The sequence below is a fragment of the Methylobacterium sp. HMF5984 genome (genome assembly GCF_045033435.1).
GTDB lineage: Bacteria > Pseudomonadota > Alphaproteobacteria > Rhizobiales > Beijerinckiaceae > Methylobacterium.
Map to the genome: position 1 here is coordinate 2,987,462 of NZ_JBJFLN010000001.1, position 15,874 is coordinate 3,003,335.

The window sequence follows — 15,874 nt, forward strand, 5'->3', positions numbered from 1 at the left end:
ACTGATGTAGACGCCCGACAATGTTGTTCGCTACGACCGGAGTGCGCTGCGCGAGCGACCCTACGGGCGTGGAATGGGACGTGATCGCACCGACCAAGCAGGGCGCGATCACACGCACAGTCGAGCCCCGGGCCGTGGTGGACGCCTTGATGTCCGTATTGAGCACAGGCTGTCAGTGGCGGGCTTGGTTCACGATCCCGAGAACCGTTTCGCACCCCCAGCCCTGCTCTGCACCGATCTAGTTGTCTGGTTGCGAGATCTCCTTGGCGTCTGCAACGATGCGAAGGGCTTTCCGGAGGATGCCGGGCTTGAGCGGTCTGTAAGATGGATTGATCAGCGCAGGATCGGCTTCGAGGTGCTGGCGCAGGACCATTTCGGGTGAGAGCCCCTTCAGCACCCGCTGACGTCGGCGATTGTAGGCCGCGTTGAAGCCCCTCAGGACGGTCTCCAGGTCGCGGTGGCTGTAGATCGTTAATGCCCAGCACCTCCCGCTGCACCCGGCCGTTGAAGCGCTCGACCATGCCATTGGTCTTCGGCGTGTAGGGCCGGGTCTTGCGGTGCTGCACGGCGTGGCGCTCACAGGCAGCCTCGAAGGCGTCGGCTGTGAAGCAGGATCCGCGGTCGGTCAGCAGGTGGGTGACCCGGAAGGGAAAAGCACCGAGCGCATCGGTCAGGAAGGCGACGGCGGACGCTGCCGTCTCGTCGTCCTTGACAGCGAGGTGGACGAAGCGCGAGGCGCGGTCGATGGCGACGTACAGGTAGCGCTTGCGGGTGATGCCGTCTCGATCACGCAGTTTGGGAAGGTGCTTCACGTCGACGTGCACGAAGCCGCCCTCGTAGTCTTTGAAGATGCCATGCGTCTTGCGGACCTGCTCGGAGGGCGGCAGGCGATTCAGGCCCTCGGCCTTGAGGATGCGGTAGACCGCATCCCGGTTCAGGTGCGGCAGGAAGTGGCTGACGACGAAGGTCAGCGCATCGAGAGGAAAGCCGGTGCTGCGGCGGAGCGTACACACGATGGCGCGCTCTTCATCGCTGGCACGCCAGGGTAGCTTGTGGGGTCGGGCCGAGCGATCCCGGCAGTCGGTGGGACCGCGCTGCCGCCACTTGCGAATGGTCTCGGTCGAGACGCCGTAGCGCCGGGCCAGAACGCTGGAGCCTTCAGAGGACCCAGCAATCTCGGCGCGCACGGCTGGGGTGGTGCGGGCGTTCGGGTGGATGGCGAGCATCAGCGGCTCCTCCTGACGGTCGCAACGCCGCGCGATCCCTCAAAACGCCAAGCGTGTTCCTCGATTGCCCAACGAGCAGCATCCCAACAACATTCCGCAACCAGACAGCTAGAGCACTGATGCGAACGAATGATGCAGGGCAGCTCCGCTAAACACCTCGAACTGCTGAACGATTTTTCTTGCAGCGTGTCCGTTCTAGTGCAGTGACGCGGGCATAGGATTCACGAGTCAGGAGATGCATGCGAGTCTGAGCGATAGCTCAGAGCGTCTGCGTGCTCCTCGACGATGCCACCAGATCAGCGCTTGCCCGCGATCGCCGGCGATCGATCTCGGCCCTTCAAGCACATCCTACGGGCGCGGATCGTCCAGCTCTCAGCCGAGCGCGTGAACGTGCAAGAGGTGGCTCGGCGGCCGGTGTCAGCTGACCCGCGGTCTGGCGCTGGCAGCAGCGCTTTCCCGAAGTCGGCGTCGAAGGCCTGTTGCGCGACAAGACCCGCCGACCTGGCATCCCACCGCATTCCACTCGGACGGTCGCGGAGGTGCTGGCGCTGACCTGTTCGGAGCTGCCGGCTTCGACGCCCTCAGCCGGCCCCCTGAACCATCCGTCTGAGTCAGTGTATTAGCAGTCGCCGGCAAGCACTGACTTGGTGGCGACGTCCAGGGGCGCACAAACGGTCTGGGCCATCACCCAGACTCGCATATATCATACTCTGCGTGAGTCCGCTGACCACGTCACTGCAGGCTGCACACAGGAGATATATAAAACTTAAGATAGTCTAAAAAGCAATATCTGTTATTCTAACAAATTTATAATCTTAATAGACTTTATTACAAGTTTGTCAGGATAATCTGACGATATTTCGTTAGTTCCGCGAACCAATCTTTCTTCCTCCATCGAGTCTGTGGGTTTGATCTTAAGTTCGTTATAAGGCCATTTCCCACCTACAGCTAGATTGATCAATAGGTACATTTCCTTGTGCATTGAAGCAGGCGTTGGTTTGGTCCATAAAATGGTATCATCAAATTTCATCGTAATGTTATTTTCATTCCAATCTAATTCGTATGAATGAAACTGATTGCTGATGTCGCCATTAACATTGTACCAGTCACCAAAACTTGAGGGTTTTTCAGAATTTGTCGCTATATATCCCGAATGGACTTGTCTTTTATGTTCGCCCCAAGGCATCGCTTCGATAAGATCGATTTCAGGAGGCCAGCCATGGTCAGCTGGTAACAACCAAATAGCGGGCCAAGATCCTTTAGCAGAAGACATCTTAGCTACAACATTAATTTTTGCGTATTTAAAATTGAACTTCGAAGTCAATATGCCGGATCCAAAAATTCTATATTTATTAGATTTGTACAACATACGCTGCGACTCTGATAAAGGCTTAGCTGTAATTCGAAGTCCTTCATTGGTTACTTCGAACGGATCAAACCTTTCTTGAATGGGTATAAGTTTGCCGTCGATTTTACTAATAAAAGGACTAAGATATATTTGGCACTCTGCATTATTGCTCAGATAATTAGTGCCATTGCCATAACTATCTGGCCATTTTATGCCTGGCCATAAAGTAAATCCCCATACATCTGGATTTGGATAATGTTTTACTGAGCCATCCGGCATTGTAACTTTGCTTTCTTGGAAGTTTTCGAAAAAATCAATACTTAATGCTGGTAGACTAAAGAATATTACTGGCAGTGTTAAAAAAAAAGTCTTGGCCAAGTTTGGTATTTCGAACTTTGATACATGCGCATATGTAAGTAACAAGGTCATCTCCATAAGCTTTTTTAGTAAACTATCTTCAGTGATAGCTCGATTAAGTGTGCGTACCCCACATCCATCCAAAATTTTACGTGACAGTAAGGGCCTAGAAAATCAGATTTGGGACGGTAGTTGAGCTACTAAATGAGTTTGAAGCGTTTATGCTCTTCCGTCTAGAGGCTGTTATGAACTTGCGGCGAGTTGCGCGGCCTGTTTGAGCATGAGGCAGACGAAGGCGGCGATGTGGAGATCTGCGAGCGTGCTGGGATAGCGTTCGTAGTCTTTGACGAGACGACGGAAGCGGGTCGCCCAGGCGAAGGAACGCTCCACCACCCAGCGCCCCGGCGGCAGGACGTCCTTCGACAAGCTCAGGATGAGAGCCGCGCTTGGCCTCGGGCAGTCTGACGACCTCGAGTTGGATGCCGTGCTCGCGCGCAGCCTTGGCCGGCTTCTCGCCGGTGTAGCCCTGGTCGACGTAAGCGAGATCGACGGTGTCACCGGTGGCGGCCTGCACGGCCTCGGCCGGACGCCCGACCTGGGCGCGGTCGTCGGCGTCGGCGGACGTGACGTGCAGGGCCAGGAGGTGGCCCAGCGTATCGACGGCCAGGTGAACCTTCGAGCCTTTCTTGCGCTTGGCGCCATCGTAGCCGGCCCGCTCGCCGCTCTCGGGCGTCGAGCGCAGGGTCCGGCGGTCGAGGATGGCGGCGCTCGGCTCCGGGCTGCGGCCAGAAGCCATGCGCAGCAGTGCCCGCAGATCATCGGCGAGTTGCTCGAAGCAGCCGGCTGCCAACCAGCGCTGGGTCTGCTGGTAGACGGCTTCCCAGGGCGGGAGGTCGTTGGGCATCCACCGCCACGGCGCGCCCGTCTTCACGACGTAGCGCAATCCGTTGAACACCTCGCGGAGCGGATGCTCCCGCTGCCCCGCGTCCTCGCGCAGCAGCGTCAGGTAAGGGGCGACCAGCGCCCACTTCTCATCGGAGACGTCAGACGGGTAGGATCTGCGCGAAGAGGTCATGCCCCTTCATCTGGAATCCCCAAACTGTGCAGTCCCGAAGTGAGGTGGGTTGGATTGTATCTGAAGCGGCTTGTGGCCTGACCGGCTGGCTTTGGACCGGGCTGATTGAGAGGATCAGCCAGGACCAAAGGAGTTGGACATGCGGCGAGGCCAGAAGACGAACGCGGAGCAGGTCGTGCTCAAGCTGCGTCAGATTGAGGTGCAGACGGCCCAGGGCAAGAGTTTGGCCCTTGCATGCAGGGAGGCGGAGATCTCCGAGCAGAGTTACTACCGCTGGCGCAAGGAGTACGGCGGCCTTCAGGTCGATCAAGCCAGGAAGATGAAGGATCTGGAGCGCGAGAACGCTCGTCTGCGCCGGCTCGTCGCCGACCTTTCTCTAGAGAAGCAGGTGCTGGCGGACGTCGCCTCGGGAAACTTGTAGCCCCCGAGCGACGCAGGCAGGCGGTGAACGGCATCCGCGAGAAGTACGGCCTCTCGGAACGTCACGCCTGCCGGATCGTCGGTCAGCACCGCGGCACGCAACGCTACGTGCCTACCGTGCTGGCCGACGAGGATGCACTGACCCAGGCCATGATCGCCCTGGCGTCCGAGTACGGACGCTACGGCTACCGCCGAGTCACCGCGCTGCTACAGGCAGCCGGCTGGCAGGTAGGCAAAGACCGGGTTCAGCGCATCTGGCGTCGCGAGGGGCTGAAGGTCCCCAGCCGACATAGACCCCGCAGCCGCTTGTGGCTGAACGACGGCTCCTGCGTGCGGCTACGACCGCTTCATCGCAATCACGTCTGGAGCTTCGACTTCGTGCAAGCCCAGACGCACGATGGGCGCTCTCTGCGCATCCTAACGCTGATTGACGAGCACAGCCGTGCCTGCCTCGCGCTGAAGGTGGCGCGGCGCATCAACAGCGTCGGCGTGATCGAGGCGCTGGCCGACGCGATGTGCCTGCACGGCATCCCGGAGCACATTCGCTGCGACAATGGCCCAGAGATGATCTCCAAGGCGTTGCGCAAATGGGTCGCCAAAGCTGGCTCACAGATCCAGTACATCGCGCCAGGATCCCCGTGGGAGAATGGCTACTGCGAGAGCTTTAACGGCAAGCTGCGCGACGAGTGCCTACGCCAGGAGATCTTCTACTCGCTGAAGGAGGCGCAGATCGTGATCGGTCTCTGGCAAACCACCTACAACCGCGTTCGACCGCATTCGTCGCTGGGCTATCGGCCGCCCGCGCCCGTCAGCTACCCGGGTCTGGCCTTCCGGCTACCCATGGCCGCCACCATGCAGTAGCCTCTCAATTGGCTCGGTCCAAAATACCGGTCAGGTCAGTCTGACCAGAAAATGTGTCATTTTGGGCTGGCCCGGAGAATGCACGAAGTGCTCATCTCGATGTCACGCTGCCGAGGTTGCTGGTGAAAATTCATGCGCACATCGTCGGCGCAACGTTGGTGTTTGCTGCGCTAGCCGTACTGCCCAAGGCTTCGTCAGCTGCAACGTTACGTGAGAAGTGGCAAGCTGAGGAGCGTGGGTTTCGCGCGCTGAGCCGGTCGATTTGTGACGGTTGCGATCCAAGACCGGTGGGGTCGCGTCGATCTCCTAAGAGCTCCTCCGCACTGGTTGATCCCATTGCGGTTTTAGAAAGATCATCGCGTACGACGGCTAAGTATTTGGCATCTGCTTTGCCAAACGTAAGGCGACCTTCAACGCCGATCGTTGATCGAACGCTTGCGTCAACGAACCAGCGCATCTCGCGTAGGTACGCAAAAATTCTTGCCCGTCGCCGATTGGCAAAACTTATCCGTGCGCGTCGCTATGCGGCAGTGATTGCTCGACGTAAGTCACAAGCTGCAGCGAATGCCGCTGCAGCTTCTGCTAAAGTCAAAGTCGAGTTTGGCCGTGTTGAGCAGCAGTCTCAGTAGGCAGCAGTTGATATGATGGCCAACGTCTAGTTATCCCGATCGAATTATTCGTTCAAGGCAGAGTGTCGCTTTTATATCGCATCGCTTGGGATTCAAAGGCTTGGCAGGTGGGGGCACCGTTTAGAAAGGGTGGAGTGCGATAAGGTCACGCCAGGGCGGGCTTGGCTGGAGAGGCGCGAAACGGGCGCTGTGTCCGTCTTTTGGGTGAGACGGGGATCCGGTCATCGAGACACCGCAAGGGCTGATCGACGTGACACAAGACAAACCTGCGGCCTGCCGCGCATTCCGGATGGCCGGCTTCGCCGTCGCCGCCGGCTTGGCTGTGGTGGGTCCGGCGGCGTCCGAGACGCTGGAATCGGCGCTCGCCAAGGCCTACGGCGGCAACCCGCAGCTCAACTCCAGCCGCGCCGGCGTCCGCGCGACCGACGAGGGCGTCGCGATCGCAAAGTCCGGCTACCGGCCGACCGCGGCCATCAGCGCGGATATCGGCCAGCAGTACCTCGAAGGCCGCATCTCCGGAGCGCAGACCGCCCAGACGACGACGCCCGGGGGCGCCGGGCTCACGGTCAACCAGACGCTGTTCAACGGGTTCCAGACCGACAACAACACCCGCCGCGCCGAGTCGAACGTCTACAGCCAGCGCGAGAGCCTGCGCTCCACCGAGATGTCGGTGCTGTACGGCGGCGTGCAGTCCTACATGAACGTGCTCAGCAACACCGCGACGCTGGAGCTGAACCGCAACAACGTCGAGGTGCTGGAGGAGCAGCTCCGCCAGACCCGCGACCGCTTCAACGTCGGCGAGGTCACCCGCACCGACGTCGCCCAGGCCGAGGCGCGCCTCGCCGGCGCCCGCTCGCAGGTCAGCGTCGCGGAATCGGCCCTGCGCACCAGCATCGGCACCTATCGCCAGAACATCGGCGTCGAGCCGCGCCAGCTCGCCCCGGGCCGCCCGCTCGACCGCTACGTGCCGGCCAACCTCGATTCGGCGATCGCGATCGGCCTGCAGGAGCATCCGCAGATCCTCTCGGCGCTGCACGCGGTCGACGCGGCCGAGGCGCAGGTCAAGGTGCTCGAGGCCGCGCTGTATCCGACCGTCGGCCTGCAGGGCAGCGTGCAGCAGCGCTACGACCAGACCTTCCCCGGCGACAACTTCGTGTCGGCGTCGATCGTCGGGCGGGTGACGATCCCGCTGTACCAGGGCGGCCAGGAATACGCGCAGATCCGCCAGCAGAAGGAAGTCGTCGGCCAGACCCGCATCCAGGCCGACCTCGTCCGCGATCAGGTCCGCGCGCAGGTGGTCGACTTCTGGGGCCGGCTCGAGGCCGCCAAGGCACAGGTGATCGCCGCCCAGGCCCAGGTCCAGGCCAACGAGGTCGCGCTGAACGGCGTCCGCGAGGAAGCCCGCGTCGGGCAGCGCACGACCCTCGACGTGCTCAACGCGCAGCAGGAACTGCTCAACGCCCGCGTGAACCTGATCACCGCCCAGCGCGACCGGGTGATCTTCTCCTACGGCGTGGTCCAGGCGATCGGCCGGCTGACGGTGCGCTACACCGCGGTGCCGGTGGCGGTCTACAGCGCCAAGGTCCACTACGACCAGGTCAAGGACCTCTGGTACGGCGTCCGCTCACCGGACGGCCGCTGACAGTGAGATCTGGCGCATGCCAAAGAAGCCGCGCGATCTGGAACAGCTTGATTGGGAAGATATCCGTCTCTTCTTGGTTGTAACGCAAGCGGGATCGATCCGAGCCGCGGCCAAGCGGCTCGATGTGCATCATTCTACCGTGGCCCGCCGCGTACTTAAACTTGAAGAAACGCTCAACCAGCGTTTGATCTGTGCTGGTTCGGCGGGTGTTTCGGCATGTCATCTAACGCAAAAAGGGCATACCCTTCTCGAGCTTGCCCAATCGATGTTAGATACTGCTCAAAAGATCGACCACTTAAGGGCGCAATAATAAATATGAAACAGATTGATATTTTAGATTCCTATTTTGTCAAATTACTTTACATGGATTAATAGCATTTAGCTAAGAAAGGCCTGCCATGCGCATTCTGGTGACCGGAGGTTGCGGCTTCATCGGCTCCGCTCTCGTGCTCCATCTCGTGCGCGACCTCGGCCACGACGTGCTGACGCTGGACGCGCTGACCTACGCGGCCAACCCGGTGTCGCTGGATAGCCTCGCCGACGATTCCCGCCACCGGCTGGTCGAAGCCGACATCTGCGACGCCGGCGCGGTGCGCGCGGCCTTCGCAGACTTCGCGCCGGAGGCGGTGATGCACCTGGCGGCCGAAAGCCACGTCGACCGCTCGATCACCGATCCGGGCGCCTTCATCCGGACCAACGTGATCGGCACGCAGGTGATGCTGGATGCCGCGCGCGGCCACTACGAAGCGCTGCCAGCGGAGGCGAAGGCGCGGTTCCGCTTCCTTCACGTCTCGACGGACGAGGTCTACGGTTCGCTGGCGCCGGACGCGTTCTTCACCGAGGACAGCCGCTACGATCCGCGCTCGCCCTACTCCGCCTCGAAGGCAGCCTCCGACCACCTGGCGCGAGCGTGGCACGAGACCTACGGCCTGCCGGTGCTGGTGACGAACTGCTCGAACAACTACGGGCCGCGCCACTTCCCGGAGAAGCTGATCCCGCTGATGATCCTCAACGCGCTCGAGGGCCGCAAGCTGCCGGTCTACGGCGACGGCCTGAACGAGCGCGATTGGATCCACGTCGAGGATCACGCCCGCGGCCTCGTGGCGGTGCTGGAGCGCGGCCGGGTCGGCGAGACCTACCTGCTCGGCGGGCGCGCGGTACGCAACAACCTCGCCGTGGTGAAGGCGCTCTGCGCCGCCTTCGACCGGTTGCGGCCCGAGAGCGCCCCGCACGAAAACCTGATCAGCTTCGTCGCCGACCGTCCCGGACACGACCGGCGCTACGCGATCGATCCGAGCAAGGCGGAGGCCGAAGTCGGTTGGGCGCCGTCCAAGACCTTCGAGCAGGCCTTGGAGGAGACCGTGCGCTGGTACCTCGACAACGAGGCCTGGTGGCGCCCGATCCGCGAGGGCCGCTACACCGGCGAGCGCCTCGGCCTGGCGACGAGCAAGGGCGCACCCACGACAGGCAAGGGCGCCTGAATGGACATCCTCGTTCTCGGCGGCGCCGGGCAGGTCGGCACCGAGCTGCAGGCCTACGCCTGGCCTGACGGCGTCACGGTCCACGCCCCCGACCGCGCGAGCCTCGACGTCACGGATGCGGAGGCGGTCGGCTGCCTGCTGGCGGAACGTCGCTTCGCGGCAGTGATCAACACGGCCGCCTACACCGCGGTCGACAAGGCCGAATCCGAGCCGGTTGCGGCCTGGCGCCTGAACGCGCTGGCGCCGGCGATCCTGGCCGCCGAGACGGCGCGCCATGCCATCCCCCTGGTGCACGTCTCCACCGACTACGTCTTCGACGGCACGCGCCCCGGCGCCTATCGGCCCGACGACCCCATCGCCCCGCGCAGCGTCTACGGCGCGAGCAAGGCCGGCGGCGAGTTGGCGGTGCGGGCCGGCAACCCGCGCCACGCCATCCTGCGCACCGCCTGGGTGGTGAGCCCGCACCGGGGCAACTTCGTGAAGACGATGCTGCGGCTCGCAGCCGAGCGCGACCGGCTCACCGTGGTCGAGGACCAGCACGGCTGCCCGACCTCCGCCGCCGACCTCGCCGCGGCGCTCGCCGTGGTCGCCCTGCGCATGGCGGACGACGCGGACGCGCCGACCGGCACCTTCCACTGCGTCAACGCCGGGACCACCACCTGGCACGGCTTTGCGCAAGCCATCGTCGCCGGCAGCGTGGCACGCGGCGGGCGCGAGGTGCCGGTCGCCGGCATCCCGACCATCGCCTACCCGACGCCGGCGCGGCGCCCGGCCAATTCCGAATTGTCCACCGAGAGCCTGACAACGGCCTACGGCATCGCGATGCGGCCGTGGCAGCAGGCTCTCGACACCATTCTCGACCGCCTGATCGGGCCGGTCCCAACGGAGGCGTCCCGATGAAGGGCATCATCCTGGCCGGCGGCTCCGGCACGCGGCTGCATCCGGCCACGCTGTCGATCAACAAGCAGCTGCTGCCGGTCTACGACAAGCCGATGATCTACTATCCGGTCTCGGTGCTGATGCTGGCCGGCATCCGCGAGATCCTGATCATCTCCAGCCCTGAGCACCTCGACAACTACAAGCGGCTGTTCGGCACCGGCGAGCAGTTTGGCTTACGCTTCTCCTACGCGGTCCAGCCCAAGCCCGAGGGGCTGGCCCAGGCCTTCATCATCGGCCGCGACTTCGTCGGCGACGACGACGTGGCGCTGATCCTCGGCGACAACCTGTTCTTCGGCGCCGGCATGAGCGACCTGCTGGCGCGCGCCGCCGAGCGCAAAGCCGGCGCGACGGTGTTTGCCTACCACGTCGAGAACCCGCAGGCCTACGGCGTCGTCACCCTGGACGCTGCCGGGCGCCCGTTGCGCCTGGTCGAAAAGCCGACCGAGCCGGAATCGACCTGGGCCGTCACCGGCCTGTACTTCTACGACAACCAGGTGCTCGACATCGCAGCGGCAGTGAAGCCGTCGCCGCGAGGCGAGCTCGAGATCACCTCGGTCAACGAGGCCTACCTCGAACTCGGCCAGCTCCACGTCGAGAAGATGTCCCGCGGCTACGCCTGGCTCGACACCGGCACCCACGACAGCCTGCTCGAAGCCTCCGAGTTCGTGCGTACGATCCAGAACCGCCAGGGCCTGCAGGTCGCCTGCCTGGAGGAGATCGCGTTCGAGCGCGGCTTCATCAGCCACGAGCAGCTCGTCGCACGCGGCGAGCTGTTCAAGAAGACCGCCTACGGGCAGAACCTCCTCCGGCTCGCGCGCGAGCATGCGGCCACATAGATTTACTACCTAATCAATTGGCATAGTTAAAATGTTTTAGATAGAATGACGTGTCCGTCTGATCTCGTTGCTTCTTTCATTCTCTGCAGCGGTTCGGGCCTGCGGCTGTGTCCGATGCCGCGCGAGAGCATGCCCAACCAGTTCGCGCGTCTGGTGGACGCGTCGGAGTCGACGTTTCAGGCAACCGCACGGCGGGTGAGCGATCGGGCAACCTTTGCCCGGCCGGCGGCGATCGCGTTGTCCGAGTCAAGCTTCATCGTGGCAGAGCGGCTGACGCAAGGTATTCATCCGGCGTGGGCCGCGGGGGTTCTATTTCGGCGTGCTGCGGCGGACTTCGATGAGATTACAAAGGCTTTCGATTCCGAAGTCTGAGAAGGCCATGGTTCCGTCGGAGTGCTGCGGATCGTAGGCCCAGATCAGCCCGTCTTCGGGCTCCAGATCGGTAGCTATATCGGCGAGCCAGTCCGCATCTTCGCCGAGCTCCCTTGCGACGAGCGCCAAGGTCCTGACGGCATGGACCTTGTTGATGTGCATCGTCAGGCTACGATTGCCGTGGTCGACGGCGGGGACCAGTTCCACGGCAGCAGGTCGTCGAGTCGATGGATCGGATGCCCGGCCATGTGGGGCAGCACGTCGGCGAGCCAGGCATGTGGGTCGACATCGTTGAGCTTTGCCGTCTGGATCAGCGTCACTATTGTGGCGGCACGCTTGGCGCCGCTGCTGGAGCCTGCAAACAGCCATGCTTTCCGACCGAGAGCAAAACCTCTGAGCGCCCGCTCGGCGGCATTATTCGTGAGGCAAACCCGTCCGTCGTCGAGGAATGAGGCAAACCTGTCCCAGCGCCTGAGCATATAGTCGATCGGCTTGGCGACGGTCGCCGAGCGCGAGAGCCTGACGCGCTGCTCACCAAGCCAGGTGCGCAGGTCCTCGACGAGCGGGCGGCTCCGCTCCTGTCGGACCTGGCGACGCGCGTCGGCGCTCAGACCGTTGATCTCGCGCTCGATGGCGAAGAGCACGTTGATGCGCGTGACCGCCTTCAAGGCGATCGGTGACACAGGCGTGGCGCCGGGGACACGCCGGGCGCTCGAGGCGATGTCGGCGAGTTCGAAGAAGCCGCGACGGCCATGGGACCAACACAGCGCCGACGTGACCCGTCCGCCCGGACGCGCGGGATCGTAGAGCCCGTTGTATCCGCCATGGGCGTCGGCCTGGAGGATGCCGGACCAAGCCGCGAGGTGCGCGTCCGGATGCTCCTGCCGCCGGTCGCGCGAGGCGAAGTAGAGCGCCGCCGGCGGATCGGCGCCGCCGGAGGGCCTGTCGTCGCGGACATAGGTCCAGATCCGGCCCGTATCGGTTTTGCCTTTGGCCAGGATCGGTACTGTGGTGTCGTCGGCGTGCAGCCTCTCGGCCGCCATCAGGTGCCGGGCAATCCGCTCATGCAACGACGCAAGCGCCGCCGCCGCCGCGCCGATCTGGTCGGCCAGCGTCGAGACGGAGAGGTCGATGCCTTCGCGGCCGTAGCGCTCGCTCTGGCGGTTCAGTGGTTGATGTTGACCGAACTTCTCGAACAGCACCATGGCCAGCAGGTTCGGCCCGACGAAGCCGCGTGGGGTCACATGGAAGGGCGCCGGCGGCTGCGAGATGGCCTCGCACGCGCGGCAGGTGAACTTCTCCCGGACCGTCTGGATCAGCTTCCACTGGCTTGGGATCACCTCCAGGGTCTCGGTGACGTCCTCGCCGAGCTTCGACAGCTTCATGGAGCTGCAGCACGGACACGACGAAGGCGCTGCGATCACGACCCGCTCGCGCGGAAGATGCTCCGGGAACGGCTTGCGTGATGGACGGCGGCGTGGCGCCGGAGCCGGCAACGAGGCCGGCAACGAGGCCGGCAACGAGGCCTGCAGCGCCGCAGCCTCTGCCGAGAGTTCGTCCTCCGCAGCCTTGGCCTCCAACTCCTCAAGCTGCAGTTCCATCTGGTCGATGAGCCGCGCCGTGCGCTCCGATCGCTGGCCGTAGAGCTCGCGCCTGAGCTTCTCGATCATCAGTTTTAGATGCGCGATCGTGGCCTCGACGAAGGACGCTGCGGCTTGCGCCTCGATCCGCATCGCGCGCTCGCTGAGGATCATGGCGTGCGCCGCCGCCAGATCGGCGGGAAGCGAGGGCGAAGCAGGCGACGCGGCGGCGTTGCTCACACCGAGGATGGAATCACATCCTCCTGCAAACGCAAGCAAAAAGGCCTATCCGATCACCGTCGGACGCCAGGTCTCCGCCGGATTGCGTCAGTCGATCCCCGAGAGCAGATACCCCATCTGTGCGGGCGTGATCGCGACGACCCCGTCGGCTGGCGAGGGCCATAGCAAGCGGCCCTTCTCAAGCCGTCGCACGTAGAGGCTCGCCGCCTGTCCGTCGTGCCAGATCACCTTCAAGAGATCGCCCCGGCGCTCGCGGAAGCAAAAGACGTGGCCGCCGAGCGGATCACACTTCAACACCTCCTGCGCCAACAGCGCCAGCGAGGCGAACCCCTTCCGCATATCGGTGTGGCCAGTGGCGAGCCAGACCTTCCCCCCAAGCGGAACCGGGATCATCGAAAGCCCTCCAGGCCCCGCGCCAACGCAAGCACCGCGTCGACCTCGACGCCGCCTTCGACGATGATCCGGCGCCCGGCGGACAGCACGATCTCAACCCGCGGCGACCGCTCCGGCCGCGATGTCGGATCCCGATCCCTGCTCGTGTCATCCAGCAGCGATGCCGACAGCGGTGCCGGACTGGACGGCCCTGGATCCGAAGCGACCGCGGACAGCCAGGAAAGCGCCACAGGCCGGCCGCGCCTCCAACCGTTCACGCCAGCGATAGATCTGCTGCGCCTGGATGCCGTGGCGCTTGGCCGTCGCGATCACGTTGCCGCTGGTCACGGACTCCCCCACGACAGCGCACTTCTCTTGAGCACTCCAGCGGCGGCGTCGGACGTAGGTTGCATCGTCCATCCGATCATCTCCAGCATCGATGCCGGATCAGATCACCGAAAAGCTGGACGCCGATAAACCTCGGAGCAAGGTGGCCTTCGCCGGATGCACACGACGCAAGTGGGGTCGCCGGCGACATCATCCTGGAGCCGGCAGGCCGCGATTCGGCCGTGGCGGCCGCGGTGACAGGGGTGCCTGCGGCCAATCTCGGCTAGGAGACGGTGGTACCGATCATGACTGCCGACCACGTGATCGGCGGCGTGGCGGCGGTTGATGCCTGGATCGGTCACACGATGACGCTCAACATCAAGCTAACGCAGCGGGCCAGCGAATAGCGGCGGTGATCCCGACGTGAAGTGTGCGGTGATCGAACGTTATGAAACGGAATATATAACATCTATTGCACACTTGAATGATTATAGTTGTGGATGAGCCCCTGAATTTTTCCTTCGGCACAGCTATGCAGAGAAGCTGCATCAATCCTATTGTGAGTCTCCTAAATTTGAGTAGCATTATTTCGCAGATGTTCTAGGATCTGTTCGAATTTGAGATATCTGCTCCAAAATAAGAGCAAGAAAAACAGATAAAACTAAACTTGCCAGCGCCCCTAATGGAGCGACTATTAGTGGGCGGGGAAAGCTTGGTTGAAGCGGCTGCATAGCAGGCTGGATAACTTGTAAGCTTGAGAGTCGATCATTGGATCGCCAAGCATTATCAATATCAGCTTCAGCCCCCCTCTTTCGCAGAATTTCAAGATAATTCTCTGCGGCTGAAACATTGCGATTTAAACTGCTGTATTCTTCATCTTTCTTCGAGAGCTGCAGCAATCGTTGCTCAACTGCTTTAAGTTCTGACACCTGACTGACCTCTAGAGCCCTAACTCCAGCCAACTCTGTGTTCGACATAATAAGTTTTTGAGCTAATTCTTGATAAACTTTAATATGCAGAAGAGAAGGATCCTGCCCCATCTGGCGAGCAGATGTCGTAGATGCTTGGTCCTGCAGCGCGGAAGGTGTCGACCCAAAAATCTCTGGTGGCAAATTAATACGATTGCGAAGAGCTGCAGCCTGTGCTTTCGCTGAGTTGATCTCACCGTCAATGCGTTGAATTGCGCCACGTGTCGCTGCTAAGTCCTTGGCAAGAGCATCGCGGCGATCAAGAGCTAGACGTCGTTCCTCCTTAACAGAAAAGACGTTGTTCTCAGCTTCGTATCTTTGGAGCTTGCTTGCGGCTAACCCAAGTTCCTGCTTGTAATGATGCTCTTGGTTGCGGAAAAAATCCGTTGTGCCGGAGTTCGTCGTAAGAGTGATATGCCGCTCCCGCAGTGCCGCAGCAACAGCGTTTGCGATTTTAGCTGCAAAAACGGGGTTATTATCCCGGAAAGATATTTTAATAATATTAGTATTTGGCTCTACTGATACTTTAAGTTTTGAAAGTATAAATATTTCTGCTTGATTGATAGGCGGAATATCTTCACGAAATATTTGGGGCCTTGTTGCGCGCAAATGCTGAACTGAATCAGATATTTCCGCTGCCCGAGAAAGTACTACTTCGCTCTGGGCGATCATAACTTCGGATTGAACTGCTTGATCACGCTGAGAGTTCGAGCCATTCTGAGCGTTGGCTACATCGAGGCGTGCGACGGTCGAGTCATTAAATAAGATAAGCGCAGATGCTTCAAAAATAGGAGGCACATATTTTATAATTAACACGGAAACTATATTTATAAGAATAATACATGCGATCATTAAGTATTTGCGCTTCCAAAGAGCGGAAATAAAGTCGGTGAGTGACATGCTGTGATACCATTTGCATGGTTCGGCTCTATGGCGAGCGGAAGAGTGAGGTTTGGTGTCAGTTATTTCGGCTTCCCAAAAATCCTCCTAGCGACAATTCACAATGCCGTAAATGGCGAACTCTTCGGGTACCCTCGTCCATTTTAAGCGCTGACATGGCCTTGGGTCGGCTCAGTGCTGAGACGATTGGGGATGAGCCTCATGCGCAAGACATATCCGTCCGACATTTGAGATGAATGATAAACGCTGTTTGTGCCTTAGCTGACGCTGCTGCGAGGATGCCAACGAAGTAATTACCCAC

At 61.3% G+C, this 15,874-nt stretch carries 12 protein-coding genes and 4 pseudogenes; 8 read left to right on the top strand and 8 right to left on the bottom strand.

The genetic code is table 11. The features are described 5' to 3' along the window. Window positions 1-46 precede the first annotated feature (46 nt). Window positions 47-185 (top strand): annotated as a pseudogene (locus ACFZ8E_RS14440) (IS5/IS1182 family transposase); the annotation flags it as partial. A gap of 53 nt (window positions 186-238) precedes the next feature. Here ACFZ8E_RS14440 and ACFZ8E_RS14445 read toward each other — a convergent pair. After that, window positions 239-1,226, bottom strand: a pseudogene (locus ACFZ8E_RS14445) (IS481 family transposase). A 254-nt stretch (window positions 1,227-1,480) separates the two neighbouring features. Here ACFZ8E_RS14445 and ACFZ8E_RS14450 point away from each other — a divergent pair. Next, a pseudogene (locus tag ACFZ8E_RS14450) lies at window positions 1,481-1,801 on the top strand (IS630 family transposase); the annotation flags it as partial. Window positions 1,802-2,019: 218 nt separating this feature from the next. Here the strand turns inward: ACFZ8E_RS14450 and ACFZ8E_RS14455 are convergent. Together ACFZ8E_RS14455 and ACFZ8E_RS14460 are read right to left on the bottom strand one after the other, a co-directional pair. Next, window positions 2,020-2,952, bottom strand: coding sequence for a family 16 glycosylhydrolase (locus ACFZ8E_RS14455; protein ID WP_405043048.1), 933 nt, complete (start codon window positions 2,950-2,952; stop codon window positions 2,020-2,022). 222 nt (window positions 2,953-3,174) lie between these two features. Further along, window positions 3,175-4,006: pseudogene (locus ACFZ8E_RS14460) on the bottom strand (IS5 family transposase). 139 nt (window positions 4,007-4,145) lie between these two features. Between ACFZ8E_RS14460 and ACFZ8E_RS14465 the strand changes: the two are divergent. The 6 genes from ACFZ8E_RS14465 (at window position 4,146) to rfbA (ending at window position 10,814) form a co-directional block, all read left to right on the top strand. After that, a protein-coding gene (locus ACFZ8E_RS14465; RefSeq protein WP_405042273.1) for an IS3 family transposase occupies window positions 4,146-5,287 on the top strand; the annotation gives its coding sequence in 2 pieces (ribosomal slippage) (window positions 4,146-4,413 and window positions 4,413-5,287; 1,143 coding nt in all). A gap of 918 nt (window positions 5,288-6,205) precedes the next feature. Continuing rightward, a complete protein-coding gene (locus ACFZ8E_RS14470) occupies window positions 6,206-7,558 on the top strand; it encodes a TolC family outer membrane protein (RefSeq protein ID WP_405043049.1) in 1,353 nt (450 codons plus the stop codon). Between the two features lie 16 nt (window positions 7,559-7,574). Further along, complete coding sequence (locus ACFZ8E_RS14475) at window positions 7,575-7,868, top strand: LysR family transcriptional regulator (RefSeq protein WP_405043050.1); 294 nt, start codon at window positions 7,575-7,577, stop codon at window positions 7,866-7,868. 88 nt (window positions 7,869-7,956) lie between these two features. Beyond that, entirely contained in the window at window positions 7,957-9,039 is a 1,083-nt protein-coding gene (gene rfbB / locus ACFZ8E_RS14480) for a dTDP-glucose 4,6-dehydratase (protein ID WP_405043051.1), read from the top strand. Beyond that, window positions 9,040-9,939: a dTDP-4-dehydrorhamnose reductase gene (rfbD, locus tag ACFZ8E_RS14485; RefSeq protein WP_405043052.1), complete on the top strand. Its 900-nt coding sequence runs from the start codon at window positions 9,040-9,042 to the stop codon at window positions 9,937-9,939. Further along, entirely contained in the window at window positions 9,936-10,814 is an 879-nt protein-coding gene (rfbA, locus tag ACFZ8E_RS14490) for a glucose-1-phosphate thymidylyltransferase RfbA (RefSeq protein ID WP_405043053.1), read from the top strand. The genes rfbD and rfbA overlap by 4 nt, the downstream gene beginning before the upstream one ends. 309 nt (window positions 10,815-11,123) lie before the next feature. Here rfbA and ACFZ8E_RS14495 read toward each other — a convergent pair whose 3' ends face one another. From ACFZ8E_RS14495 to ACFZ8E_RS14515, 5 genes are all read right to left on the bottom strand, one after another. Further along, window positions 11,124-11,393, bottom strand: coding sequence for a hypothetical protein (locus ACFZ8E_RS14495; protein ID WP_405043054.1), 270 nt, complete (start codon window positions 11,391-11,393; stop codon window positions 11,124-11,126). Further along, window positions 11,351-12,940 carry an IS66 family transposase gene (tnpC, locus tag ACFZ8E_RS14500; protein WP_405044385.1) on the bottom strand — a complete coding sequence of 530 codons (1,590 nt, stop codon included), beginning with the start codon at window positions 12,938-12,940 and terminating at the stop codon, window positions 11,351-11,353. The genes ACFZ8E_RS14495 and tnpC overlap by 43 nt, the downstream gene beginning before the upstream one ends. Before the next feature lie 153 nt (window positions 12,941-13,093). Continuing rightward, window positions 13,094-13,399 carry an IS66 family insertion sequence element accessory protein TnpB gene (tnpB, locus tag ACFZ8E_RS14505; RefSeq protein ID WP_405043055.1) on the bottom strand — a complete coding sequence of 102 codons (306 nt, stop codon included), beginning with the start codon at window positions 13,397-13,399 and terminating at the stop codon, window positions 13,094-13,096. A 147-nt stretch (window positions 13,400-13,546) separates the two neighbouring features. Continuing rightward, on the bottom strand, window positions 13,547-13,798 hold the full coding sequence (locus ACFZ8E_RS14510; protein WP_405043056.1) for a transposase: 252 nt from the start codon (window positions 13,796-13,798) through the stop codon (window positions 13,547-13,549). A gap of 491 nt (window positions 13,799-14,289) precedes the next feature. Then, entirely contained in the window at window positions 14,290-15,573 is a 1,284-nt protein-coding gene (locus ACFZ8E_RS14515; protein WP_405043057.1) for a GumC family protein, read from the bottom strand. Window positions 15,574-15,874 lie beyond the last annotated feature (301 nt).